General features: G+C 61.1%; 17 protein-coding genes and 2 pseudogenes. 12 read left to right on the top strand and 7 right to left on the bottom strand.

What is annotated here, in order from left to right; genetic code table 11:
* The first annotated feature begins 88 nt into the window (after nt 1-88).
* Together xdhC and guaD are read left to right on the top strand one after the other, a co-directional pair.
* Nucleotides 89-931, top strand: coding sequence for a xanthine dehydrogenase accessory protein XdhC (gene xdhC / locus PSJE_RS06670; protein ID WP_057715689.1), 843 nt, complete (start codon nt 89-91; stop codon nt 929-931).
* Nucleotides 932-939: 8 nt separating this feature from the next.
* Nucleotides 940-2,244, top strand: coding sequence for a guanine deaminase (gene guaD, locus PSJE_RS06665; protein ID WP_090454056.1), 1,305 nt, complete (start codon nt 940-942; stop codon nt 2,242-2,244).
* A gap of 162 nt (nt 2,245-2,406) precedes the next feature.
* Here the strand turns inward: guaD and PSJE_RS06660 are convergent, their stop codons facing one another.
* Nucleotides 2,407-3,171, bottom strand: a complete 765-nt coding sequence (locus PSJE_RS06660; protein ID WP_007971481.1) for a GntR family transcriptional regulator — start codon at nt 3,169-3,171, stop codon at nt 2,407-2,409.
* Nucleotides 3,172-3,526: 355 nt separating this feature from the next.
* Here PSJE_RS06660 and PSJE_RS06655 point away from each other — a divergent pair, with 355 nt between their 5' ends.
* A complete protein-coding gene (locus PSJE_RS06655; protein WP_090454054.1) occupies nt 3,527-4,741 on the top strand; it encodes a benzoate/H(+) symporter BenE family transporter in 1,215 nt (404 codons plus the stop codon).
* A 112-nt stretch (nt 4,742-4,853) separates the two neighbouring features.
* On the opposite strand, the gene PSJE_RS06650 is transcribed toward PSJE_RS06655, so the two are convergent.
* A complete protein-coding gene (locus tag PSJE_RS06650; RefSeq protein ID WP_007971486.1) occupies nt 4,854-5,198 on the bottom strand; it encodes a YggL family protein in 345 nt (114 codons plus the stop codon).
* A gap of 235 nt (nt 5,199-5,433) precedes the next feature.
* On the opposite strand from PSJE_RS06650, the gene dacB reads away from it, so the two are divergent.
* A complete protein-coding gene (dacB, locus tag PSJE_RS06645; protein WP_057715692.1) occupies nt 5,434-6,894 on the top strand; it encodes a D-alanyl-D-alanine carboxypeptidase/D-alanyl-D-alanine endopeptidase in 1,461 nt (486 codons plus the stop codon).
* Nucleotides 6,895-7,032: 138 nt separating this feature from the next.
* Here the strand turns inward: dacB and PSJE_RS06640 are convergent, their stop codons facing one another.
* The 4 genes and pseudogenes from PSJE_RS06640 to rlmKL all read right to left on the bottom strand — a co-directional run bounded on the left by PSJE_RS06640 (nt 7,033) and on the right by rlmKL (nt 12,357).
* On the bottom strand, nt 7,033-9,432 hold the full coding sequence (locus tag PSJE_RS06640) for a sensor domain-containing diguanylate cyclase (protein WP_090454052.1): 2,400 nt from the start codon (nt 9,430-9,432) through the stop codon (nt 7,033-7,035).
* Between the two features lie 208 nt (nt 9,433-9,640).
* Nucleotides 9,641-9,736 (bottom strand): annotated as a pseudogene (locus tag PSJE_RS31255) (hypothetical protein); the annotation flags it as partial.
* 127 nt (nt 9,737-9,863) lie between these two features.
* Nucleotides 9,864-9,959: pseudogene (locus PSJE_RS31250) on the bottom strand (hypothetical protein); the annotation flags it as partial.
* Between the two features lie 127 nt (nt 9,960-10,086).
* Nucleotides 10,087-12,357, bottom strand: coding sequence for a bifunctional 23S rRNA (guanine(2069)-N(7))-methyltransferase RlmK/23S rRNA (guanine(2445)-N(2))-methyltransferase RlmL (gene rlmKL / locus PSJE_RS06630; protein WP_057715695.1), 2,271 nt, complete (start codon nt 12,355-12,357; stop codon nt 10,087-10,089).
* Between the two features lie 530 nt (nt 12,358-12,887).
* Between rlmKL and rmf the strand changes: the two genes are divergently transcribed.
* Nucleotides 12,888-13,103 (top strand): ribosome modulation factor, encoded by a 216-nt coding sequence (rmf, locus tag PSJE_RS06625; protein ID WP_003223300.1) that lies wholly within the window; start codon nt 12,888-12,890, stop codon nt 13,101-13,103.
* Nucleotides 13,104-13,388: 285 nt separating this feature from the next.
* Here the strand turns inward: rmf and PSJE_RS06620 are convergent, their stop codons facing one another.
* A complete protein-coding gene (locus tag PSJE_RS06620) occupies nt 13,389-14,408 on the bottom strand; it encodes a quinone-dependent dihydroorotate dehydrogenase (protein ID WP_090454050.1) in 1,020 nt (339 codons plus the stop codon).
* 228 nt (nt 14,409-14,636) lie between these two features.
* Between PSJE_RS06620 and PSJE_RS06615 the strand changes: the two genes are divergently transcribed.
* From PSJE_RS06615 to PSJE_RS06585, 7 genes are all read left to right on the top strand, one after another.
* Nucleotides 14,637-15,848: a CmpA/NrtA family ABC transporter substrate-binding protein gene (locus PSJE_RS06615; protein WP_090457790.1), complete on the top strand. Its 1,212-nt coding sequence runs from the start codon at nt 14,637-14,639 to the stop codon at nt 15,846-15,848.
* 15 nt (nt 15,849-15,863) lie between these two features.
* Nucleotides 15,864-16,439: an ANTAR domain-containing response regulator gene (locus tag PSJE_RS06610; RefSeq protein WP_090454048.1), complete on the top strand. Its 576-nt coding sequence runs from the start codon at nt 15,864-15,866 to the stop codon at nt 16,437-16,439.
* 339 nt (nt 16,440-16,778) lie between these two features.
* A complete protein-coding gene (locus tag PSJE_RS06605) occupies nt 16,779-17,990 on the top strand; it encodes a nitrate/nitrite transporter (protein WP_057715698.1) in 1,212 nt (403 codons plus the stop codon).
* Nucleotides 17,991-17,997: 7 nt separating this feature from the next.
* Nucleotides 17,998-19,665 carry a bifunctional protein-serine/threonine kinase/phosphatase gene (locus tag PSJE_RS06600; protein WP_090454046.1) on the top strand — a complete coding sequence of 556 codons (1,668 nt, stop codon included), beginning with the start codon at nt 17,998-18,000 and terminating at the stop codon, nt 19,663-19,665.
* Between the two features lie 289 nt (nt 19,666-19,954).
* Nucleotides 19,955-22,408, top strand: a complete 2,454-nt coding sequence (gene nirB / locus PSJE_RS06595) for a nitrite reductase large subunit NirB (RefSeq protein ID WP_090454044.1) — start codon at nt 19,955-19,957, stop codon at nt 22,406-22,408.
* Nucleotides 22,405-22,722 carry a nitrite reductase small subunit NirD gene (gene nirD / locus PSJE_RS06590; RefSeq protein WP_046042889.1) on the top strand — a complete coding sequence of 106 codons (318 nt, stop codon included), beginning with the start codon at nt 22,405-22,407 and terminating at the stop codon, nt 22,720-22,722. The genes nirB and nirD overlap by 4 nt, the downstream gene beginning before the upstream one ends.
* Nucleotides 22,722-25,439 (top strand): nitrate reductase, encoded by a 2,718-nt coding sequence (locus tag PSJE_RS06585; RefSeq protein WP_090454043.1) that lies wholly within the window; start codon nt 22,722-22,724, stop codon nt 25,437-25,439. Before nirD ends, PSJE_RS06585 begins: the two co-directional genes overlap by 1 nt.
* Nucleotides 25,440-25,446: the final 7 nt, after the last annotated feature.

The raw sequence follows: 25,446 nt of genomic DNA, 5'->3' as shown, positions 1-25,446 counted from the left end.
TGCTGACTGATGGACCTGTGCAAATCCAATGTGGGAGCGAGCTTGCTCGCGATGGCGGACTAACAGACACACAGATGTCGAGGTGAACATGTACAACTGGATCGACGCCCTCGCCGACCTGCAAAACCAGGGTGAGCCCTGCGTGCTGGTTACCATCATCGAAGAGCTCGGCTCGACGCCGCGCAACGCTGGCTCGAAGATGGTCATCAGCGCGAACCAGAGCTTCGACACCATCGGTGGCGGGCACCTGGAATACAAGGCCATGAAGATCGCTCGCGAGATGCTCGCCAGCGGCAAGCAGGACACCCATCTGGAGCGCTTCAGCCTCGGCGCCAGCCTCGGCCAGTGCTGCGGTGGCGCGACCGTTTTGCTGTTCGAACCGATGGGCCAGGTTCAAGCGCAGATCGCCGTGTTCGGTGCCGGCCACGTCGGCCGCGCCCTGGTGCCACTGCTGGCCAGCCTGCCTTGCCGGGTGCGCTGGATCGATTCGCGGGAAGATGAATTCCCCGAGCAGATCCCCCATGGCGTGCGCAAGATCGTCAGCGAAGAACCGGTGGATGAAATCGATGATCTGCCGGCCGGCAGCTACTACATCGTGATGACCCACAACCATCAACTCGACCTCGAACTGACCGCTGCGATCCTCAAGCGCAACGACTTCGCCTACTTCGGCCTGATCGGTTCGAAGACCAAACGGGTGAAGTTCGAACATCGCCTGCGCGACCGCGGTTTCGACAATAGCGTCGTGCAACGCATGCGCTGCCCGATGGGCATCGGCGAAGTCAAAGGCAAGCTGCCTGTGGAAATCGCCATCTCCATCGCCGGCGAAATCATCGCCACCTATAACGCGAACTTCGGCCAGCAAACCTCCAGCGCCGGATCGATTGCCAAACTGCTGCCTGCCTCACGCCGCAGCCAAGCCTCCAACTGAGAATTCTCATGCCTCTGACTCGCAAAGCCTACCGCGCCGCCATCCTGCACAGCATCGCCGACCCAGCCGTCGTTGGCATCGAAGCCTCCTACGAGTATTTCGAAGACGGCTTGCTGGTTGTGGATAACGGCCAGATCAGCGCCCTCGGTCACGCCAGCGAACTGCTGCCGACCCTGCCGGCGGACGTCGAAATTACCCACTACCAGGATGCACTGATCACCCCCGGCTTCATCGACACCCACATCCACCTGCCGCAAACCGGCATGGTCGGCGCCTATGGCGAGCAACTGCTGGACTGGCTCAACACCTACACCTTCCCGTGCGAAAGCCAGTTCGCCGACAAGGCCCACGCCGACCAGGTCGCGGACATTTTCATCAAGGAACTGCTGCGCAACGGCACCACCACTGCGCTGGTATTCGGCAGCGTGCACCCGCAATCGGTGAACTCGTTCTTCGAAGCGGCCCAGCAGCTCGACCTGCGGATGATCGCCGGCAAGGTGATGATGGACCGCAACGCCCCGGACTACCTGACCGACACCGCCGAATCCAGCTATGTCGAAAGCAAGGCGCTGATCGAGCGCTGGCACGGCAAGGGTCGCCTGCACTACGCGGTCACCCCACGCTTCGCACCGACCAGCACCCCGGAACAACTGACCCTGGCCGGCCAGTTGCTGACTGAATACCCGGATCTGTACATGCAGACCCACATCAGCGAAAACCTCAAGGAAATCGAGTGGGTCAAGGAGCTTTTCCCGGAGCGCAAGGGTTACCTGGACGTCTACGATCACTACCAGTTGCTCGGCGAGCGCTCAGTGTTCGCCCACGGTGTGCACCTGTGCGATGACGAGTGCGCGCGACTGGCAGAAACAGGTTCGGCCATTTCGTTCTGCCCGACCTCGAACTTCTTCCTCGGCAGCGGCCTGTTCAACCTGCCGATGGCCGAGAAGCACAAGCTCAATGTCGGCATCGGCACCGATGTGGGTGGCGGCACCAGTTTCTCGCTGCTGCAAACCCTCAACGAAGCCTACAAGGTCATGCAACTGCAAGGTGCACGCCTGAGCCCGTTCAAGTCGCTGTACCTGGCCACCCTCGGCGGCGCCCGCGCATTGCGCCTGGAAGACAAGATCGGCAACCTGCAACCGGGCACCGACGCCGACTTCCTGGTGCTGGACTACAACGCCACGCCGCTGCTGAGCTATCGCCTGAAGCAGGCCAATAACATCGCCGAGACATTGTTTGTGTTGATGACCCTGGGGGATGACCGGACTGTGCAGCAGACCTATGCAGCGGGGAATCTGGTGCATCAGCGGTAAATTTCTTCGGGCATAAAAAATCCCCCGCAATCGTCAGATTCCGGGGGATTTTTTATGTCCTGTAGGAGCGAGCTTGCTCGCGATGAACCTGAGGGCGCCACGGGATGTCAGGCTTCCCGCGTAATCGTTAACGACCATCGCGAGCAAGCTCGCTCCCACAGATCAGATTTTCGCGGGCGAACGCCCAGGCTTCTTGGTCTGCAGCAAATGCGAGAACACCGCATGCAGATCATCCGACGCACTTTCCTCATCGAGGTTGAGTTTGCTGTCGATGTGATCCATGTGATGCATCATCAGGTTCACCGCCAGTTCAGCGTCGCGCTTTTCGATGGCGTCGATCAACTGGGTGTGCTCGTCGTAGGAGCAATGGGAACGGTTGCCGCTTTCGTACTGGGCGATGATCAGCGACGTCTGGGACACCAGGCTGCGCTGGAAGCTGATCAACGGGGCGTTCTTCGCCGCTTCGGCCAGTTTCAGGTGAAACTCGCCCGACAGACGGATACCGGCACCGCGATCACCGCGCGAGAAGCTGTCGCGTTCATCGTTGACCATCTGGCGCAACTCGGCAATCTGCTCGGCGGTAGCGTGCTGAACCGCCAATTCGGTGATCGCACGCTCGACCAGACGGCGGGCCATGAACACCTGACGGGCTTCTTCGACGCTCGGGCTGGCGACCACGGCGCCGCGATTCGGACGCAGCAGCACCACGCCTTCATGGGCCAGGCGCGACAAGGCGCGGCGAATGATGGTGCGGCTGACCCCGAAAATTTCCCCCAGCGCTTCTTCGCTCAACTTGGTGCCGGGCGCCAGACGCTGCTCGAGGATGGCCTCGAAGATATGCGCGTAGACAATATCGTCCTGGGTACCGCTGCGGCCGGCTTTGCCTGCTCGCGGTTGTTTCTTTAGGGGTTGCAACTGTTCGTTCATGGGCACTCGAGTCGGAAGAACTGCGGCGAATTGACCGTGACTGTAATACGGCACAGTGGGTCGCTGGCAAGTATCGCGTAAAAAACACTGCGATTGTACACAATGGAGGGTGGCAACACGACTGTACGGCTGAATGTTGCCTCGGCTGTATCGCAACGTCTGGTTACTTTTGAGTTTAGGCTTGTTCACAGAATCCGCCCTTGTAACGCGATCCCTGTGGGAGCGAGCTTGCTCGCGATGGCGGCGTCACATTCAGCACTTCTGTTGGCTGATCCACCGTTATCGCGAGCAAGCTCGCTCCCACAGAGTTCGTGTTGCAGCGGACATCTTCATCTGTAAAAGGAACACCGCCGTCATGAACGACGCCACCCACACGCAAATCCGCCCGTTGGCCGACACCTCGCCCTCGGCCATCGTCGCCGGCTTCATCGCCATGATGACCGGCTACACCAGCTCCCTGGTGCTGATGTTCCAGGCCGGGCAAGCGGCGGGCCTGAGCAGCGGGCAGATTTCTTCGTGGATCTGGGCGATTTCCATCGGCATGGCGGTGTGCTCCATCGGCCTGTCCTTGCGTTATCGCACGCCGATCACCATTGCCTGGTCGACCCCGGGCGCAGCGCTGCTGATCACCAGCCTGGGCGGCGTGAGCTACGGCGAAGCCATTGGTGCCTATATTACCTGCGCGGTGCTGGTGACGATTTGCGGGCTGACCGGCAGCTTCGAACGACTGGTGAAAAAGATTCCGGCATCCCTGGCCGCCGCCCTGCTGGCGGGAATCCTGTTCAAGATCGGCAGCGAGGTTTTCGTCGCAGCGCAACACCGCACTGCCCTGGTACTGGGGATGTTCGTCACTTATCTGGTGGTCAAGCGCCTGTCGCCGCGCTATGCGGTGTTGGCGGCACTGCTGATCGGCACGGCATTGTCAGGCTTCATGGGGTTACTGGACTTCAGCGACTTCCACCTGGAAGTGGCCACGCCGGTCTGGACCACACCGCACTTCTCCCTGGCCGCGACCATCAGCATCGGCATCCCGCTGTTTGTCGTCGCCATGACCTCACAAAACATGCCCGGCATCGCCGTATTGCGCGCCGATGGTTACACGGTACCTGCCTCGCCGCTGATCACCACCACCGGCATCGCCAGTTTACTGTTGGCACCGTTCGGTTCCCACGGGATCAACCTGGCGGCGATCAGCGCAGCGATCTGCACCGGGCCCCACGCCCATGAGGATCGCAACAAGCGCTACACCGCGGCGGTCTGGTGCGGGATTTTCTACGGGATTGCCGGCGTGTTCGGCGCGACGCTCGCGGCATTGTTTGCCGCACTGCCCAAGGAACTGGTGCTGTCGATTGCGGCGCTGGCGCTGTTCGGCTCGATCATCAATGGCTTGAGCATCGCCATGAGCGAAGTGAAGGAACGTGAAGCGGCGCTGATCACCTTCATGGTCACGGCATCGGGGCTGACGCTGTTTTCCATCGGTTCGGCGTTCTGGGGGATTGTCGCGGGGGTGGTGACACTGCTGATTCTGAACTGGAGGAGCGAACCTGCTCGCGATGGTCGTCAACGATAACGCTGGAAACCTGAGACCCTGCGGCGCTCTCAGGTTCATCGCGAGCAAGCTCGCTCCTACAAAAAAAGCATAAAAAAACGGCGACCCTTGGGTCGCCGTTTTTTCTGGAACATCAAGCTACCGGATTGATCGGCTTTTCCGGGTACCAGACGTCCAGCAGCGGGCTGACTTCAACGCTGGTCAGCTCGGTGCGGCCTTTGAGCCAGGCTTCAACGGCAGCGCGCTGTTCAGCGCTGACCGAGCCACGCTTCTGCAGGCAAACCAGACCGTAGTCGTCGCCGCCAACATAGCCCAGACCGTTGGCTTCCATGGCTTCTTTGAGGAACGCGTCGAGGAAAGCATCAATGGCTTCATCAGCCAAATCTTCTTTGAAATCCAGGTTCAGTTCGAAACCCAGCTCTTGAAATTCATCGACGCACAGTTTTTTGCGCAGACGCTGGGAACGGTTAGTCGCCATTGGAACAATCCTCTTAAGTAATAACGGGCGGCACTTTAGCAGTTTAAGCCGCCGATTGCCTGACTCTCTGGGCCACCACGCCTACCGTCGGTAAAAAAATAGCCGATCAGGATGCTCGCGCACGGCACAAGCCGTGACACCTTGGGGCATAATGCCGACACTTTCATGACCATTGAGGGAATTTATCTCCATGCCCTCTTTATATTTCCCCCTCGGCTGTAGGGTTTTATTTCAGATGATCAAATCTTTGCGTCCTTTGCTGTTGGCCGGTTTTCTTCTCCCACTGGCCCTCGCCGTTTCCGCCGCTCCAATCAATACCGCGTTGTCGCCCAACGTTGAAAAAGCCCTGAAAGCCAGCAAGCTGCAGGACAACGCCCTGTCGCTGGTGATGATCCCGCTCACAGGCCCCGGCACCCCGACGGTGTTCAACGCTGACGTGTCGGTCAACCCGGCATCGACCATGAAACTGGTCACCACCTACGCGGCGCTGGAAATGCTCGGCCCGAACCACCAGTGGAAAACCGAGTTCTACACCGACGGCACCCTCAGTGGCGGCATTCTCAACGGCAACCTCTACCTCAAGGGTGGCGGCGATCCGAAGCTGAACATGGAAAAACTCTGGCTACTGATGCGCGACCTGCGCGCCAACGGCGTGACCCAGGTCACCGGCGACCTGGTGCTGGATAAAACCTTCTTCGTGCAACCGCAACTGCCGGAGTTCAATGACGACGGCAACGACGATAACAAGCCGTTCCTGGTCAAGCCCGACTCGCTGCTGGTCAACCTCAAGGCGCTGCGCTTCGTCGCGCGCAATGACTCGGGCAAGGTGCTGGTCTCGGTGGAGCCGCCGATTGCGAGCATCCGCATCGACAACCAGGTCAAGGCCCTCAACTCCAAGCAATGCACCGGTGGCGTGCGCTACAACCCGGTGGCTCAGGCCGACGGCAGCGTGACCGTGACGGTCGGCGGCCAACTGGGTGAAGGCTGCAGCTCACAGACTTACCTGTCGCTGCTCGACCACGCGACCTACACCGCCGGCGCCGTCCGCGCGATCTGGAAGGAGCTGGGTGGCAGCATTCAGGGCAGGGATGTGCTGGCGCCAACACCGAAAGACGCCAAGGTCCTGGCCCGGGCGTTCTCGCCAGACCTGGCGGAAATCATCCGCGACATCAACAAGTACAGTAACAACACCATGGCCCAGCAGTTGTTCCTGAGCCTGGGCCAACGTTTCCGCACCGATGCCGATGGTGACGACGCCAAGGCTGCCCAGCGTGTCGTGCGTCAGTGGCTGGCGAAAAAGGGCATCACCGCGCCGCACCTGGTGATGGAGAACGGCTCCGGCCTGTCCCGTGCCGAGCGTGTCAGCGCCCGAGAAATGGCCTCGATGCTGGAAGCTGCCTGGCACAGTCCGTATTCCGCCGAATACATCAGTTCGATGCCGATCGCCGGCACCGACGGCACCATGCGCAAACGCCTGAAGACCACTGCGATGCGCGGTGAAGCCCACGTCAAGACCGGCACCCTGAACACCGTGCGGGCGATTGCCGGTTTCAGTCGCGACGTCAACGGCAACACCTGGGCGGTGGTGGCGATCCTCAACGACAAGGCCCCGTTCGGTGCCTCGTCGGTGCTCGATCAGGTGCTGCTGGATCTGTACCGCCAACCGAAAACGCCGCAAACGGCGTCGGTGTTGTAACCGAATCTAGAAAGCTCCAGAGATCTACTGTGAGAGCGAGCTTGCTCGCGATGGCGGCATGACAGTCAGCATCAATGTTGAATGTAAAACCGCTATCGCGAGCAAGCTCGCTCCCACAGGGTCTGCGTACAACCCGGGTTAACTCATCTCCCCCTCTACCCGATCCCTTCCTGCCTGCTTCGCCGCGTAAACCCCCGAATCCGCGCGCAACAGCAAGGCATCGGCGCCCTCCCCGACCCGCCAACTGGCAATCCCGAAACTGGCAGTGACCGTACCGACACCTTCAATGGGTGAACTGCGCAGGCCTTGCCACAATTGCTGGGCCAACATATAGGCCTGTTCACCGCTGATATCCGGGCACAGCACCATGAACTCCTCACCGCCCAAGCGGCAGAACACATCGGTGCGACGCAGCCGGTGGCCGATCCGTTGGCACACGGCCTGCAACACCCGATCACCGATGGCATGACCATGCAGGTCATTGATGCGCTTGAAATGGTCGATATCGAGCATGATCACCGACAGATCCCCACCGCCACGCTCCACCCGGGCCATTTCGATGGTCAAGCGCTCCTGGAAATAACGCCGATTGTGGATACCGGTCAGGGAATCGGTGACCGACAACGCGCGCAACTCTTCTTCCACCCGCTTCCTATCGGAAATGTCCGAGATGTAGCCGTGCCACAGCACACCGCCACCGGGCAGTTCCTCTGGCGTGGCCTCGCCACGCACCCAACGCAGACCCCGTTGCGGCAATTGCACGCGGTATTCCTCGCGCCAGGGGCTGAGGGTGTCGGCCGAGGCACGGATCGAGGCACGGACACGGGTGCTGTCCTGGGGGTGAATCCGGGTGAAGATCGCTTCGGCATTGAGCAGCAGCACGTCAGGTTCCAGCTCGTAGATCTCGCGAATGCCGTCGCTGGCGTAGATCACGCTGAAACGCCCGTCGAACTCCATCTTGAACTGGTAGATGCCACCGGGCACGTGGGCGCTGAGTTTCTTCAACAACAGATCCCGCGCCGCGAGCGCCTCATGGACCCGCTTGCGTTCGGTGATGTCGATGCACACCGCCAGGTGCCCGACCCACAGGCCTTGCTCGTCGAGCACTGGCGTGGCGAGCATGTTGACTATCAAATGGCTGCCATCGCCACGTACCAGCGTCCACTCCCGCGCCTCGTGGCTGCCCTGCGCGTCGCCTTCGACCAGCATCGCCTGGCAAGTCGGCACCGGTTTACCATAGCGTGCGCTCAACTCTGCCGAGCGAGCGACCAGCTCCCGGGGCAGGTGCAGGCTCTCCAGGGTCATATGCCCCACCACCTCGGCACTGGTATAGCCAAGCATCTGCTCAGCACCGGCGTTGAAGGTACTGATGACTCCGCGCAGGTCGGTGGCGATGATCGCGACCTGGGTGGCGGCATTCAGCACACCACGCAACTGACCATGGGTGCCGCGCAGCTCCTGCTCTCGATCCCGTAGCTCCTGGGTACGTTGCTCGACCATTTTCAACGCCCGCTGCCGCTGGCTGACCAACACATACAGCAAGGCACTGAGCATCACGCTGAGCATTCCACCCAACACCACCACACTGGTCACGGAGGAATGATTGGCCTTCACGAACGCATCGCTGGGCTGGATATCGACTTGATAGTCATGGTCGGCCATGCGCAACAGGCGCGTGGCCGACAGCTCGCTGATGGCTGGCGGGTTGGGTGACTCGAACAGCACCTCGTGCTGGTCATCGATCGACAAATCGAGGATGCGCACCGAGAGATAGTCATGGCTGGCGTCCGGCAGTCCGTCCGCCAACAACTGGCGCATGCTGATCACGGCCATGACATAACCGTAGGGCTTCGTGGATTTGCGGTCCTGACTGTTGCGCTGCATGAGCGGCGCGACCAGCAGCACGCCGCGCGCATAAGCCGGTTCGATACTTACCAGATGCATCGGTTGCGATACCGCCATACCGCCACGCTGATCGGCCCGAGCGAGCGTGGCACGCCGCAGCGGCTGGGCCAGCAAGTCGTAACCGAAGGGAGCGCCGAGTTTGCTTTGCGTCTGGCTGTACAGCACCGCCACGTACTCATCTCGCTCGCCGGCCAGTTGCAATTGGCCGTCGGCGTTGAGCTCCCTCAGGGTGAAGTTGTTCAAGCCCTCGTCTCGCACCCGGCGCTCGAACGCCACCCGCTCGTCACGAGTGACCCGCTGAGCATAGGAATACGCTTGGGTTCGCAGCAGCAAAGGTAGGGTGTAGCCGTCGAATTCCGCTCGAGACACCGAATCGGAATTGGCGAAAAACCGGCGCAGGCCGTCGAGGCGCTGCTCCTGATCTTCGAAACGCTCTTCGATACGGCTGTAACGTTCACTGGCCAGCAGTTGGAAACGTTGCCGCAATTGATGGTGAAACAGATTCAGCGTCGACCACGCCAGCAACCCGGTGAGCACCCCGCCAACCAGCAATACCAGCAGCGCGACCAACCAGGCCGAGGCATCTTCGCTGATTATTCCCAGGATCCTGGGGCGCACGGCGTGCAACGACATAAAACGCAAACTCAAAACGCCAGGTGCGGAGAAGCCCTTTGGCCATGAACTGAGTTATAGCTATTAGCCACTAATTTGACCAGCACTGAAACCCTGTAGGAGCGAGCTTGCTCGCGATGGACTCAAGAACACCGCGTGCATTCAGAAAGCACGCGTTATCGTTATCGACCATCGCGAGCAAGCTCGCTCCTACAGGTGGATCCACGCTTCAACGAGCCGTGATTTTCCAGGCGCGATGGATCTTGGCGTTGCGGGCAAAATCCGGGTCGATGGTCTGGGCGGTGATCTCCTCGACTGCATAACGCTCGCCGAAGCACTGTAGGAGCGAGCTTGCTCGCGATGGACTCAAGAACACCGCGTGCATTCAGAAAGCACGCGTTATCGTTATCGACCATCGCGAGCAGGCTCGCTCCTACAGGTGGATCCACGCTTCAACGAGCCGTGATTTTCCAGGCGCGATGGATCTTGGCGTTGCGGGCAAAATCCGGGTCGATGGTCTGGGCGGTGATCTCCTCGACTGCATAACGCTCGCCGAAGCACTGTAGGAGCGAGCTTGCTCGCGATGGACTCAAGAACACCGCGTGCATTCAGAAAGCACGCGTTATCGTTATCGACCATCGCGAGCAGGCTCGCTCCTACAGGTGGATCCACGCTTCAACGAGCCGTGATTTTCCAGGCGCGATGGATCTTGGCGTTGCGGGCAAAATCCGGGTCGATGGTCTGGGCGGTGATCTCCTCGACTGCATAACGCTCGCCGAGGTTGGCTTCCAGTTCAAACTTGCGGAAGTTGTTGGAGAAGTACAACACGCCACCGGGCGCCAGTCGCGCCATGGCCAGGTCGATCAGTTGCACCTGGTCGCGTTGCACGTCGAAGACACCTTCCATGCGCTTGGAGTTGGAGAACGTCGGCGGGTCGATGAAGATCATGTCGTACTCGTCACGACTGGCTTCGAGCCACGCCATCACATCACCCTGCTCCAGACGGTTCTTGTCGGAGAAACCGTTCAACGACAGGTTGCGACGCGCCCAGTCCAGATAGGTTTTCGACAGGTCGACACTGGTGGTGCTGCGCGCGCCGCCCTTGGCCGCATGCACACTGGCCGTCGCGGTGTAGCAGAACAGATTGAGGAAGCGCTTGCCGGCCGCCTCTTTCTGGATACGCATGCGCATCGGCCGGTGGTCGAGGAACAGACCGGTGTCGAGGTAGTCGGTGAGGTTCACCAGCAGCTTCACGCCACCCTCATTGACCTCGACGAACTTGCCCTGTGCCGCCTGGCGCTCGTACTGCTTGGTGCCGCTCTGGCGCTCGCGGCGCTTGACCACCACACGGCTCTTGTCGATGTTCAACGCCTGCGGGATGGCTGCCAGGGCATCGAACATGCGGGCCGAAGCCTTTTCCGGATCGATTGATTTCGGCGCGACGTACTCCTGGACATGCACCCAATCGTGATACAGGTCGATGGCCATGGAGTATTCTGGCATGTCGGCATCGTACACGCGGTAGCAGTCGATGCCTTCACGCTTGACCCACTTGCCCAGGGCCTTGAGGTTCTTTTGCAGGCGGTTGGCGAACATCTGCCCGCCTTCGCTCAGGCGCGGCTGCTCGACCACTGGAGCCGGTGCCGGCGCCGGTTTGATCGGGTTGCCGTTTTTGTTGAACTTGCGTTCCTGCGGTTCGTTCGGCGCCTGATCGTAGGCGGCTTGCTCGCGCTCGACCTGGCGCTGCTCCGGAGTACGACGCTCGCCGGTGACGAATTGATCCGGCAACACCTTGATCAGCAACAGCTTGCACGGCAAGGCGCCGTTCCAGAACGAATACTGCTTGTGGCTGCGGATGCCCATGCGCTTGCCCAGGTCCGGGGCGCCGGTGAACACCGCGGCTTCCCAGTTGAGGCAAGCCTGACGCAGGCGTTCGCCAAGGTTCTGGTAGAGGTAGAGCAGGCTCGCCTCGTCGCCCAGACGCTCGCCGTATGGTGGGTTGCAGATCACCAGGCCTTTCTGGTTCTGGTCCGGACGCGGCTCGAAGGTCGCGACTTCGCCCTGGTAGATCTTGATCCACTCACTGAGGCCGGCACGTTCGACGTTGTTGCGGCCCGGTTGAATCAGGCGCGGGTCGGCTTCGTAACCGCGAATCCACAGCGGCGGCTTGGCCAGGCCGGCCGCGGCGCGTTCGGTGGCTTCTTCGTGGAGTTTTTTCCACAGCGCCGGTACGTGACCGAGCCAGGCGGTGAAGCCCCACTGCTCGCGACGCAGGTTCGGCGCCATGTCGGCGGCGATCATGGCGGCTTCCACCAGGAACGTGCCGACGCCGCACATCGGGTCGGCCAGAGCGCCGCCTTCGGCCGCGATACGGGGCCAGCCGGAACGGATCAGGATGGCGGCCGCGAGGTTTTCCTTGAGCGGCGCCGCACCTTGCTGCAAGCGATAGCCGCGCTGGTGCAGGCTGTGACCGGACAGGTCAAGAGACAGAATGGCTTCGCCACGATCCAGGCGCAGGTGAATGCGCAGGTCCGGGTTGAGCTTGTCGATGGACGGACGGTCGCCTTGCGGGGTGCGCAGTTTGTCGACGATGGCATCCTTGACCTTCAGCGCGCCGAAGTGGGTGTTGTCGATACCTGAGCCATGGCCGCTGAATTCGACGGCCAGGGTGCCGTCATTGAGCATGTGGTCTTGCCACTCGATGTCCAGCACGCCGTGGTACAGGTCTTCGGCGTCCTTCATTTGGAAACGCTTGAGCACCAGCAGCACGCGGTTGGCCAGGCGTGACCACAGGCACAGGCGATAAGCGGTTTCCATGGTGGCCATGCCGCGCACGGCAGAGGTGTGCTCCCGCGCTTCCTCAAGGCCAAGCCCGACGGCTTCCTCGATGAGCAGGCCTTCAAGGCCTTTTGGGCAAGTGAGGAAGAGTTCGAAACGATCGGACATGGGAATTCCAGAACCTTTAGCTAAGTGACCGGGCAACGCATTGCCGGTCCGGTTTTCAATCAGGCGCTTTTCTCGAAGAGCGCCCGCGTGGCACGAAGGTGTGCCGTTCCACCCCTGCTGCTCGGGTTAAATGAGCTTAGATGCAAGGACAGATAAAAAAGTTGATGCAACAAAATGTCATAAGTCGACCCTTCGTCGAATAGTGCTTCCCGGCAACGGGAGCCATTCTCACTAAAGGATTAGGCCCATCATCCAGCGCAGAGCCGATCATACCGGGGTTTGGCCAATAAATACGCTACAAACGCTCTGTTACTTATGGCGTTAGCACATGAACGGTTACGTCCTTATGACAAAACGATCATTCCCTCGATGTGACGCATTGGTTAGAACTCAATACAGGTTGGCGCCGCAATGACGCCAACACCTTGGCTCGTCACGCCGGCAACGAGCCCCCAACGGCAGAGTTTTTCTGCCAGACCTCAATAGAGGTCGACGCGATAAATACAGTCAACAAGTGAGGGCAACACCCTATGAGAAGACTTAAGCGTGATCCGTTGGAAAGAGCATTTTTGCGCGGATATCAATATGGCGTTGGTGGTAAATCCCGTGAGCTTTGCCCATTTACTCTACCGTCGGTACGTCAAGCCTGGATTAACGGCTGGCGAGAAGGACGCGGCGACAACTGGGACGGTATGACCGGCACTGCGGGAATCCACAGACTCAACGAACTTCACGCCGTCGGCTAATTACAGGGCAGAACACTCCGACACGACAATCTGATTTGTACTGAATTAACCATGCACGTCCCATCCGGACGGCGGGCTCCGGCCCAGGGGCTCCTTTAAAGGGGCCCTTTTTTATGCCTGCTTCAAATTCAGCGACGATACCTTTGTGGCGAGGGGGCTTGCCCCCGTTGGGTCGCGAAGCGGCCCCGAAACCAATCGACTCGGTGACACAGGTAAAACACAGTGGCCGGAATTGCGGCTGCTTCGCAGCCGAACGGGGGCAAGCCCCCTCGCCACAAAAGCTCGCTAGCGTAGTGCTGCGATGGCGTCTACCGACTCACGAATCAGCGCCGGGCCTTTGTAGATGAAGCCCGAGTAGATCTGCACCAGGCTCGCGCCCGCGGTGATTTTCTCCGCTGCGTGCTTGCCTTCGGTAATACCGCCGGCAGCGATGATCGGCAGCCGACCACCCAGCTCCGATGCCAGCACTTTCACGGTGTGGGTGCTCTTGTCGCGAACCGGCGCGCCGGACAGACCACCGGCTTCTTCGCCGTGCTCCATGCCTTCGACGCCTACACGGCTCAGGGTGGTGTTAGTCGCAATGACCGCATCCATCCCGGTTTCGATCAGCGCTTGCGCAACTTGTGCGGTTTCTTCGTCGCTCATGTCCGGCGCGATCTTGATCGCCAGCGGTACATGTTTGCCATGACGCAAGGCCAGTTCCGCGCGGCGCTCGGCCAGATCGGCCAGCAACTGCTTGAGCGAGTCACCGAATTGCAGGCTGCGCAGGCCCGGCGTGTTCGGCGAGCTGACGTTGACCGTCACATAGCTGGCGTGGGCGTAGACCTTGTCCAGGCAGATCAGGTAGTCGTCCACGGCACGCTCGACCGGCGTATCGAAGTTCTTGCCGATGTTGATGCCCAGCACGCCCTTGTACTTGGCCGCCGCCACGCGGGCCAGCAGGTGATCGACGCCGAGGTTGTTGAACCCCATGCGATTGATGATCGCCTCGGCTTCCGGCAGACGGAACAGGCGCGGCTTCGGGTTGCCCGGCTGCGGACGCGGCGTGATGGTGCCGATTTCGACAAAACCGAAACCCAGTTGGGCGAAACCGTCGATGGCCGCGCCGTTCTTGTCCAGGCCGGCGGCCAGCCCCACCGGATTCGGGAAGTCCAGGCCCATGACATTCACCGGCGTCTTCGCCGGGGCCTTGCACAGCAAGCCGTTGAGCCCAAGACGCCCGCCCGCTCCGATCAGGTCCAGGGACAGATCGTGGGAGGTTTCCGGGGAGAGTTTGAACAACAGCTGACGGGCCAGGGTGTACATGGGCGGATTTGACTCGATTGGCGGCGAATTGAGGCGGCGATTATAGCCGGGCAACGGGGTGGCAAGCGAGGCGCGTGATCAAATCAACGGATAATGGCATATGCCTTGCACCACTCTGGGTACCAGCACCCATGCCAACGACCGAATGTGTGCAAAGACAATGGCGTCGTCCCCGACCTGCTCATGCAAGAACTCGGGACGACGTTTTTTTTGCAAGGTGAACACGCGATGAACGAACCATCAGCCGGCCCTCTGGCCTGGGTCAATGGCAGCGATGCCCCGGAAAAAACCGAAATCAATCTCGGCTTCATGGCTCTGAGCGACTGCGCCTCGGTGGTTGTCGCCGCCACCCAGGGCTTCGCCCAACCCCATGGCTTGACCCTGAACCTCAAGCGTCAGTCGTCCTGGGCCAACCTGCGGGACAAACTGGTCAGCGGCGAACTCGATGCCGCCCACAGCCTCTACGGTCTGGTTTACGCCGTTCACCTGGGCATCGGTGGCGTGGCCGCGACCGACATGGCCGTGCTGATGGGCCTGAATCAGAACGGCCAGAGCATCAACCTGTCCCGTGGTTTGCAAGCGCTTGGAGTGACCAGTCCTGAAGCACTGGAACGGCACGTGCACCAAACTCGCTCAAAATTCACCTTCGCCCAGACGTTTCCAACCGGCACCCACGCCATGTGGCTGTATTACTGGCTCGCCAGTCAGGGCATTCACCCACTCCTGGATGTTGACAGCGTGGTGGTGCCGCCGCCGCAAATGGTCGCGCACCTGCGGGCCGGGCGTATCGACGGGCTCTGCGTCGGCGAACCCTGGTCCGCCAGCGCCGTGCAACAGGACCTCGGCTTCACCTTGGCGACGACCCAGACCATCTGGCCCGATCATCCGGAAAAGGTCCTGGGCTGCACCCGCGCCTTCGTCGAGCAATACCCCAACACTGCCCGCGCGTTGGTGATGGCGATTCTGGAGGCCAGTCGCTTCATCGAAGAAAGCAGCGAAAATAGTCGCAGCACCGCGCAATTGCTCAGTGCAGCGCAATACCTCGATGCGCCGCTGGAGTGCATCGAGCCGCGCCTGCTGGGCGACTATGTCGATGGTCTGGGCAATCGCTGGCAAGACCCACACGCCCTGCGCTTCCACGGTGAAGGCGAGGTCAATCTGCCGTACCTGTCCGATGGCATGTGGTTCATGACCCAGTTCCGTCGCTGGGGTTTGTTGCGCGACGACCCGGATTACCTCGCCGTGGCCCGTCAAGTCCAGCAACTAGACTTGTATCGTGAAGCGGCCAGCGCTGTAGGTGTCGCGGCACGGGGCAAGGAGATGCGCAGCAGTCAGTTGATCGACGGCAAGACCTGGGACGGTTCGGACCCGGCCGGTTATGCCCGCAGTTTCAAACTGCACGCCATGAGCGACAGCTCGCACCGATCCGCCAGCCGCTGACAGGAGACCATGAACATGCTGCGTATCCTGCTGATCAATGACACCGCTAAAAAAGTCGGGCGCCTGAGGGCCGCCCTGACCGAGGCCGGGTTCGAAGTGATCGATGAATCAGGCCTGACCATCGACCTGCCCGAACGCGTCGAAACGGTGCGTCCGGATGTGATTCTGATCGATACCGAGTCACCGGGCCGCGATGTCATGGAACAAGTGGTGCTGGTGACTCGCGACCAGCCACGACCGATTGTGATGTTCACAGACGAACACGACCCCGATGTGATGCGACAGGCGATCAAGTCCGGTGTCAGCGCCTACATCGTCGAAGGCATTCACGCACAACGCCTGCAGCCGATTCTCGATGTGGCCATGGCACGTTTCGAAAGCGATCAGGCCTTGCGTGCCCAACTGCATGCCCGCGACCAGCAATTGGCCGAGCGCAAGCGCATTGAACTGGCCAAGGGACTGCTGATGAAAATGAAGGACTGCAACGAGGAAGAGGCCTACACACTGATGCGCCGCCAGGCGATGAGCCGCCAGCAGAAGCTGATTCAAGTGGCGGAGCAGATTATTGCCATGAGCGAGTTGCTCGGCTGAAGTTCCGTGGCGAATGTTCTATCGCCTTCGCGAGCAAGCCCGCTCCCACAAGGGCGCTACGCCGAACACGAATCACCTGTGGGAGCGGGCTTGCTCGCGAATGGCTGCAACACGGTTTCGGTTGTTGGCACAGATCTCGCTAAGTAATCAACACAGGTAACCAACGGCGGTTGCCCCACCTACGACAAAGACGTCGCTCACCTCATTTGCCCTTGGCGGATCGGGTAGCGGCGTTTTTTCGTTTTGGCCCCACAGCACGGGGCCGGTGGTGCGGCCGTATCGGCGCCCCACCTGCAAGCTCATGACTCCTTTCGAGACTCTTCACAGCTGAGGTGCGCAATGAATTCAAGCTTCTGGAAATCCGGCCATACACCCACATTGTTCGCAGCTTTCCTCTATTTCGACCTGAGCTTCATGGTCTGGTACCTGCTCGGTCCTTTGGCGGTACAGATCGCCGCCGACCTGCACCTGACGACGCAGCAACGCGGGCTGGTGGTGGCCACGCCGATTCTGGCCGGGGCGGTGTTGCGTTTTGTCATGGGGATGCTGGCTGATCGCCTGTCGCCCAAAACCGCCGGCCTGATCGGTCAGGTCATCGTGATCTGCGCGCTGTTCGGCGCCTGGAAACTCGGGATCCACAGCTACGAGCAGGCGTTGCTGCTGGGCCTGTTCCTCGGCATGGCCGGCGCTTCGTTCGCCGTCGCCCTGCCCCTGGCCTCGCAGTGGTATCCGCCGCAGCATCAAGGCAAGGCCATGGGCATCGCTGGCGCGGGGAACTCGGGCACGGTGCTCGCCGCATTGATCGCCCCGGTGCTGGCGGCGGCGGTTGGCTGGAGCAACGTGTTCGGTTTCGCCCTGATTCCGCTGATTCTGACCCTGATCGTCTTCGCCTGGCTGGCCCGCAATGCCCCCGAGCGGCCAAAAGCCAAATCCATGGCCGACTACTTCAAGGCCTTGGGCGATCGTGACAGCTGGTGGTTCATGTTTTTCTACAGTGTGACATTCGGCGGCTTCATCGGTCTGGCCAGTGCCCTGCCCGGTTATTTCAACGACCAGTACGGCTTGAGCCCGGTGACCGCCGGCTACTACACCGCAGCCTGCGTGTTCGGCGGCAGCCTGATGCGCCCCTTGGGTGGCGCGCTGGCTGACCGGTTCGGCGGCATTCGGACTCTGCTGGCGATGTACACCGTCGCGGCGATCTGCATTGCCGTGGTCGGCTTCAATCTGCCGAGTTCTTACGCCGCACTGGCACTTTTCGTCTGCACCATGCTCGGTCTGGGCGCAGGCAATGGCGCGGTATTCCAATTGGTGCCCCAGCGTTTTCGCCGGGAAATCGGCGTGATGACCGGCCTGATCGGCATGGCCGGCGGTATCGGTGGCTTTGCCCTCGCGGCCGGCATGGGCGCGATCAAGCAAAGCACCGGCAGCTATCAACTGGCACTGTGGTTGTTCGCCAGCCTCGGCGTTCTGGCCTGGTTCGGTCTGCACGGCGTAAAACGTCGCTGGAGAACCACCTGGGGTTCGGCCGCCGTGACGGCAGCGCGAGTCTGACGCCCCGATGAGCCTGCAACTGAGTTTCGCCGAAGCCAGCGCCATCGGTCCTCGCGAGGAAAACCAGGATGCCCTGCGCCTGGTCACGCCGGCTCCGGCGCTGGCCGCGAGCAAGGGTTACCTGTTCGCGATTGCCGACGGTGTCAGCCAATGCGTCGATGGCGGTCTGGCTGCCCGTTCGACGCTGCAGGCCCTGGCGCTGGATTACTACGCCACGCCGGAAACCTGGAGCGCCGCACAGGCACTCGATCGCCTGCTGCTGGCGCAGAACCGCTGGTTGCAGGCCAATGGCGGCGGACAACCGCTGCTGACCACCCTTAGTGCGCTGGTCCTGCGCGGCCGGCGTTTTACCCTGGCTCATGTCGGCGATTGTCGGGTGTATCGCTGGCACGCCGACCAATTGCAGCGAATCAGCGAGGATCACGTCTGGGACCAGCCGGGCATGCAGCATGTGCTGAAACGGGCGCTGGGGCTCGATCAACACCTGGTGCTGGATTTTCTCGACGGTGAGTTGCGCCCCGATGAATGCTTCGTCCTGCTCAGCGACGGCGTCTGGGCCGTCCTGGGCGATACCGCCATTGCCGCGATCCTGCGCGATCAACCGGACTTGCACAGCGCTGCGAACACCCTGGTCAATGCTGCGCACCTGGCGGGCAGCCAAGACAACGCCAGCGCCCTGCTGGTGCGGGTCGATGCCCTCGGTGAAGCGAGCATTGGCGATGCGTTGATGCACTTACAGCAATGGCCACTGCCGCCTGCCCTGAAACCGGGTCAGGCGTTCGAGGGCTGGCAGGTCGAAGGGATCGTCGCACAGAGCCAGCAATCACTGCTTTATCGCGTTCGCGACAGCCAGCAACAACCCTGGCTGTTGAAAACCCTGCCCGGTCGCCTGCACGACGATCACCAGGCCGGGCAAGCGTTACTGTCGGAAGAATGGTTTCTCAAACGCGTGGCCGGTCGACATTTTCCTGAAGTCCACTCCGCCAGTCAGCGTCAGCATTTGTACTACGTGATGCGTGAATATTCGGGCGCTACCCTGGCCCAACGACATGAGCAAGGCGGACCGCTGCCGCTGCCCCAGTGGCAAGACATCGCCGAACGCTTGCTGCGAGCGGTCGGCCTGTTGCATCGACGGCAGATCCTGCATCGCGATATCAAACCGGAAAACCTGCTGCTGGGGGACGATGGTGAGTTGCGCCTGCTGGATTTCGGCCTCGCCTACTGCCCCGGGCTTTCGCAAGATCTGCCCTGGGCGCTGCCGGGTACACCCAGTTACATCGCGCCCGAAGCCTTTCGCGGCGAAGTACCGACGCCACAGCAGGACTTGTACGCCGTCGGAGTAACCCTGTATTTCCTGCTCACCGGGCATTACCCCTATGGCGAAATCGAAGCCTTCCAGCGCCCGAGGTTTGGCCTCCCGGTCAACGCCAGCCGCTACCGGCCCGACCTGCCGGACTGGATCGCCCATAGCCTGGAGCGCGCCGTGGCGGCGACCCCCGACCAGCGTTTCGAAACAGCGGAAGAATGGCTGCTGCTGATCGAACAGGGCGAGCGCCACAGCTTGAGCGTGCGCCCCCGGCCCTTGCTGGAGCGCGAACCGCTGAAAGTCTGGCGAACATTGGCGCTGGTATCGTTGCTGCTCAATCTGGTGCTGCTGATGGTTGCGCTCCATTAGCGGGCAAAGCGCCTTGAATCGGTGCACTCCCTCACGGTTCTGCCCTTGTGAACGGGGAAAATGCCAACAAACACGGGATTTGAGCGACTTGGCATAACCACTGCATTACCTCTTTCAACAGACATACAGCGCAGGCTTCAACGACGAAGGTTGCACTTCCCGAGAGAACGGGACCAGGACAAAGGCGTCCTCGCTAGGCAACTAGCGGGACGCCTTTTTTTGTTTGCGCAAAATTTGTCGAGCATGGCCTGCCACTGATGAGGCAGGCCCGAGCTCCCCGGAGAACCTGATGAAAAAACTAAAACTGGTGATGATCGGCAACGGCATGGCCGGGGTCCGGACCCTGGAAGAGCTGCTCAAACTGAGCACGGAGCTGTACGACATCACGGTCTTCGGTGCCGAACCGCACACCAACTACAACCGCATCCTGCTGTCGCCGGTGCTGGCGGGCGAACAGACCTTCGAAGAAATCGTGCTCAACGACCTGGACTGGTACCTGGAAAACAACATCAAGCTGCTGCTCAACCGCAAGGTGGTGGAGATCGACCGAGTCAAGCGCCGGGTCATCGCCGAAGACGGCAGCGAAGCCGAATACGATCGCCTGCTGATCGCCACCGGCTCGACGCCTTTCATCCTGCCCATTCCCGGCAATACCCTTGACGGCGTGATCGGCTACCGCGACATCGCCGACACCCAGGCCATGATCGACACCGCGAAAACCCACCGGCACGCCGTGGTGATCGGCGGCGGCCTGCTCGGCCTGGAGGCCGCCAACGGCCTGATGCTGCGGGGCATGCACGTCACCGTGGTGCATATCGGCGAGTGGTTGCTGGAGCGGCAACTGGACAAGACCAGCGGCCAGTTGCTGCAAACCGCGCTGGAATCTCGCGGCCTGCACTTTCGCGTGTGCGAGCAGACCCAGGCCTTGCACGACGCTGGCAACGGCCGGGTCGGTTCGGTGCAATTCAAGAACGGCGACATCATTCCCGCTGACCTGGTAGTGATGGCCGCCGGCATTCGCCCCAATACCGAACTGGCGGAGAAATCCGGCATTCCGTGCAGCCGCGGGATTCTGGTCAACGACACAATGCAAACTTACGACCCACGGATCTATGCCATCGGCGAGTGTGCCAGCCACCGCGGTATCGCCTATGGTTTGGTGGCGCCGCTGTTCGAACAGGCCAAAGTCTGCGCCAACCACCTGGCCCAACTGGGTTTTGCCACCTACAAGGGTTCGGTGACCTCGACCAAATTGAAGGTTACCGGTATCGACCTGTTTTCCGCCGGCGACTTCATGGGCGGTGAAGGCACCGAGACCATTACCCTCTCGGACCCGATTGGCGGCGTCTACAAGAAACTGGTGATCAAGGATGACGTGCTGGTTGGCGCCTGCCTGTACGGCGATACGGCAGATGGCGGCTGGTATTTCCGGCAGATCCGTGAGAATCACGCCATCGGCGAGATCCGCGATCATTTGATGTTTGGTGAAAATGCACTGGGCGACGTAGGACATCAAGGCCAGGACAAAGCCATGAGCATGGCCGACAACGCCGAAGTCTGCGGCTGCAACGGCGTGTGCAAAGGCACCATCGTCAAGGCGATCCAGGAGCACGGGCTGTTCAGTGTCGACGACGTCAAGAAACACACCAAGGCTGCCAGCTCCTGCGGCTCGTGCGCGGGTTTGGTGGAGCAGATCCTGATCAACACCGTGGGCGGCGCCGCCGACGTCAAGCCGAAAAGCGAAAAGGCCATCTGCGGCTGCAGCGATCTCAACCACGGGCAGATCCGCCAGGCCATCCGCGAGCAGCACCTGCTGACCATCGCCGGCACCATGAGCTACCTGAACTGGCGCACACCCAACGGCTGCGCCACCTGCCGCCCGGCGCTCAACTACTACCTGATTTCCACCTGGCCTGGGGAAGCCAAGGACGATCCGCAATCACGCCTGATCAATGAACGCGCCCACGCCAATATTCAGAAGGACGGCACCTACTCTGTAGTCCCGCGGATGTGGGGCGGTGTGACCAATCCTTCAGAGCTGCGGCGCATTGCCGACGTCGCCGACAAGTACAACGTGCCGATGGTCAAGGTCACCGGTGGCCAGCGCATCGACTTGCTGGGTATTCGCAAGCAAGACCTGCCGGGGGTGTGGAAAGACCTGGACATGCCGTCCGGCCACGCCTATGGCAAATCCATCCGCACAGTGAAAACCTGCGTCGGCAGCGAGTTCTGCCGCTTTGGCACCCAGAATTCAACACAGCTGGGCATTGAACTGGAACATGACCTGTTCAACATGTGGTCGCCGCACAAGGTGAAACTGGCTGTCTCCGGTTGCCCGCGCAACTGCTCGGAAGCCGGTATCAAGGATGTGGGAATTATCGGTGTGGACTCCGGCTGGGAGATGTACATCGGTGGCAACGGCGGGATCAAGACCGAAGTCGCGGAATTCTTCGTCAAACTGAAAACCGCCGAAGAAGTGCGCGAATACAACGGTGCATTCCTGCAGCTCTATCGCGAAGAAGCCTTCTACCTCGAACGCACCGTGCACTACCTGCAACGGGTCGGCATGGAACACATCAAGAAAGCCGTGCTGGAAGATCCGGAGCGGCGCAAGGCGCTCAACGATCGCCTGCAGTTCTCCCTGTCGTTCGAACAGGACCCGTGGAAGGAACGCCTGGAACAGCCCCAGCTGAAAAAAGAATTCGACGTCATCCCCGTGAAAAACCTGGAGGTGCTGGCATGAACTGGCTGGATATCTGTGCACTGGAAGAGATCAATGCCCTGGGCTCGCGGATCATCGCCGGGCCAAAGGGAGACATCGCGATTTTCCGTACCAGCGACGACGAAGTGTTCGCCCTCGACGACCGCTGCCCGCACAAGGGCGGCCCGTTGTCCCAAGGTCTGGTCTACGGCAAGCGTGTGGCCTGCCCGCTGCACAACTGGCAAATCGACCTGGAAAGCGGCGAAGCCCTGGCCCCGGACATCGGCTGTGCCCATCACCATCTCGCCCGGGTGGAAAATGGCCGGGTGATGCTGGCCCTGCGGGATGCAGGCTGATGGACCGCCAGATCACTGCGTCCACCTGCTGTTACTGCGGGGTCGGTTGCGGGGTGCTGATCGAGCACGACGGCGAGCACATCCTCGGCGTCAGCGGCGACCCGGCGCACCCGGCCAATTTCGGCAAACTGTGCAGCAAGGGTTCGACCCTGCACCTGACCGGCGACTTGACGGCGCGGGCGTTGTACCCCGAACTGCGCCTTGGTAAAAGCCTGGCCCGCCACCGCACCGATTGGGATACCGCCCTCGATCACGCGACCAGCGTGTTTGCCGCGACCATTGCCGAACATGGCCCGGACAGCGTGGCGTTCTACATTTCCGGGCAACTGTTGACCGAGGACTACTACGCCTTCAACAAGCTGGCGCGTGCCCTGGTAGGCACCAACAACATCGACAGCAATTCGCGCCTGTGCATGTCATCGGCGGTGGTCGGCTACAAGCGCAGCCTGGGTGCCGACGCCCCGCCCTGCAGCTACGAAGACCTGGAGCTGAGCGATTGCGTGATGATCGTCGGCAGCAACATGGCCTACGCCCACCCGGTGCTGTTTCGCCGCCTGGAAGCAGCCAAATCCCGCCGGCCGCAGATGAAGGTCATTGTCATAGACCCACGTCGTACAGATACCTGCGATCTGGCTGACCTGCACCTGGCGATCTTGCCGGGCACCGATGTCGCCTTGTTCCATGGGATTTTGCATCTGCTGCTGTGGGAAGACTGGATAGATCGTGACTTCATCAGGGACCACACCGAAGGCCTGGCCGAGCTGAAAAACCTGGTGCGTGACTACACGCCGCAAATGGTTTCGCAGCTCTGCGGTATCAGCCTCGGGCAATTGCAGCAATGTGCCGAGTGGATCGGCACATCACCGAGCTTTCTGTCGCTGTGGTGCATGGGGCTTAACCAGTCCACCGCCGGCAGCGCGAAAAACAGTGCATTGATCAATCTGCACCTGGCCACCGGGCAGATCGGTCGCCCCGGCGCCGGACCTTTCTCCCTCACCGGTCAGCCAAATGCCATGGGCGGGCGGGAAACCGGCAGTTTGTCCAACTTGCTGCCCGGTCACCGTGACGCCGCCAATGCACAACACCGTGCGCAAGTGGCGTCCTACTGGGGCGTCGAGCAACTGCCGGACAGCCCCGGGCTCTCTGCGATCGAATTGTTCGAGCAAGTGCGCAACGGCAAGATCAAGGCGTTGTGGATCGCCTGCACCAACCCCGCGCAATCCATGCCGGACCAGACGGCCGTGCGCGCAGCTCTGCAAGCCTGCCCGTTCGTGGTATTGCAGGAAGCCTTCAGCACCACTGAAACCGCGAAGTTCGCCGACCTTCTGCTGCCCGCCGCCAGTTGGGGGGAAAAGGAAGGTAGCGTGACCAACTCAGAGCGGCGCATTTCCCACGTACGCCAGGCAATCGTCGCACCGGGTGAGGCGCGGCCGGACTGGGCAATCACCGTAGATTTCGCACAACGCCTGGAAAAACACCTGCGTCCCGGCCAAGCCAGCCTGTTTGAATTTGATAATCCCGCTCAGGTCTTTGACGAATACAAACAACTGACTCAAGGTCGCGACCTGGATCTGTCCGGTATCAGCCATGCACTGATCGATCGTCTCGGCCCGCAGCAGTGGCCCTTCCCTGCGGGTGCCGTTGAAGGCACGGCCCGGCTGTACGTCGACGGGGTATTTGCCACTGCCAATGGGCGCGCGCAGTTCGTGGCCGATCCATACCGTGCCGCCAAAGAGCAACGCGATGCTCGCTTCCCGCTAACCCTGATCACCGGCCGGCTGCGCGATCAATGGCACGGCATGAGCCGCACCGGCACCGCTGCGCAGCTGTTTGGCCATGTCAGCGAAGCGGAGTTGAGCCTGCACCCGGACGAACTGCGCCGCCATCGCCTGCAGCCGGGGGATCTGGTCAGCCTGAAAAGCAGGCGCGGCGCAATCGTCGTCGCGGTTGCCAGCGATGACAGCGTGCGCCCGGGCCAGGCCTTTTTACCGATGCACTGGGGCGACCGTTTTCTCAAGGGCGGGGTGAACAGTCTCACTCTGCCCGCATTCGATCCTTTGTCGAAACAGCCCGAACTTAAACACAGCGGCGTTCGCCTGGATCCGGTGGATTTGCCCTGGAAACTATTCGCACTGATCGAGGGCGATGTTCAACGGCATTTTGAAACGCTACGACCGCTCTGTGAGGCGTTTTCCTACGTCAGTCTCAGTCTGGTTGGCCGTGAGCGCCCTGCCCTGCTTGTACGGGCTGCCAATACTTCAGCACCTTCGGCAGAGTTGCTAAGCGAAATCGATAAAAACCTGGCGCTCGATGACGGCCCGGTACTGGCTTACGACGACCCTCGACGGGCCATAGGCAAGCGCGTGCGGATCGAAAATGGCCGGATCACTGCCATTCGACTGGCCGGTGAAACCCTTGCCCAGCACTGGTTGCAGGGGCTGTGGCTCGAAGGTCGCGCGGACCAGCAACTGCGGCGCTGGCTGCTTGCGCCGCTGAGCGCACCACCGGGCAATCTCGACACGCCCTTCAACTCGAACAAGATCCTGTGCAATTGCAAGAACGTCGGCCAGAACGCGATCTGCGCCGGCATCAGCCGTGGCCTGGACTTGCAGGGGCTCAAGCAAGAACTGGGTTGCGGCACGCAATGCGGGTCCTGCGTTCCGGAAATCAAACGCCTGCTGGCTGCTACGGCGCAGCCAGCCACCGTCTTCTCGTGAGGAAAAC

Source organism: Pseudomonas jessenii (genome assembly GCF_002236115.1).
GTDB lineage: Bacteria > Pseudomonadota > Gammaproteobacteria > Pseudomonadales > Pseudomonadaceae > Aquipseudomonas > Aquipseudomonas jessenii.
Note: the sequence above shows the minus strand (reverse complement) of the source record. Positions and strands in the feature narration are given on the sequence as shown.

Coding starts and splice junctions, on each gene's coding strand:
- nirD (WP_046042889.1), top strand. CDS start 22,405: ATGAACTGGCTGGATATCTGTGCACTGGAAGAGATCAATGCCCTGGGC.
- rmf (WP_003223300.1), top strand. CDS start 12,888: ATGAGAAGACTTAAGCGTGATCCGTTGGAAAGAGCATTTTTGCGCGGA.
- PSJE_RS06600 (WP_090454046.1), top strand. CDS start 17,998: ATGAGCCTGCAACTGAGTTTCGCCGAAGCCAGCGCCATCGGTCCTCGC.
- xdhC (WP_057715689.1), top strand. CDS start 89: ATGTACAACTGGATCGACGCCCTCGCCGACCTGCAAAACCAGGGTGAG.
- PSJE_RS06655 (WP_090454054.1), top strand. CDS start 3,527: ATGAACGACGCCACCCACACGCAAATCCGCCCGTTGGCCGACACCTCG.
- PSJE_RS06615 (WP_090457790.1), top strand. CDS start 14,637: ATGAACGAACCATCAGCCGGCCCTCTGGCCTGGGTCAATGGCAGCGAT.
- PSJE_RS06610 (WP_090454048.1), top strand. CDS start 15,864: ATGCTGCGTATCCTGCTGATCAATGACACCGCTAAAAAAGTCGGGCGC.
- PSJE_RS06640 (WP_090454052.1), bottom strand. CDS start 9,432: ATGTCGTTGCACGCCGTGCGCCCCAGGATCCTGGGAATAATCAGCGAA.
- PSJE_RS06605 (WP_057715698.1), top strand. CDS start 16,779: ATGAATTCAAGCTTCTGGAAATCCGGCCATACACCCACATTGTTCGCA.
- PSJE_RS06650 (WP_007971486.1), bottom strand. CDS start 5,198: ATGGCGACTAACCGTTCCCAGCGTCTGCGCAAAAAACTGTGCGTCGAT.
- rlmKL (WP_057715695.1), bottom strand. CDS start 12,357: ATGTCCGATCGTTTCGAACTCTTCCTCACTTGCCCAAAAGGCCTTGAA.
- PSJE_RS06585 (WP_090454043.1), top strand. CDS start 22,722: ATGGACCGCCAGATCACTGCGTCCACCTGCTGTTACTGCGGGGTCGGT.
- dacB (WP_057715692.1), top strand. CDS start 5,434: ATGATCAAATCTTTGCGTCCTTTGCTGTTGGCCGGTTTTCTTCTCCCA.
- PSJE_RS06660 (WP_007971481.1), bottom strand. CDS start 3,171: ATGAACGAACAGTTGCAACCCCTAAAGAAACAACCGCGAGCAGGCAAA.
- PSJE_RS06620 (WP_090454050.1), bottom strand. CDS start 14,408: ATGTACACCCTGGCCCGTCAGCTGTTGTTCAAACTCTCCCCGGAAACC.
- nirB (WP_090454044.1), top strand. CDS start 19,955: ATGAAAAAACTAAAACTGGTGATGATCGGCAACGGCATGGCCGGGGTC.
- guaD (WP_090454056.1), top strand. CDS start 940: ATGCCTCTGACTCGCAAAGCCTACCGCGCCGCCATCCTGCACAGCATC.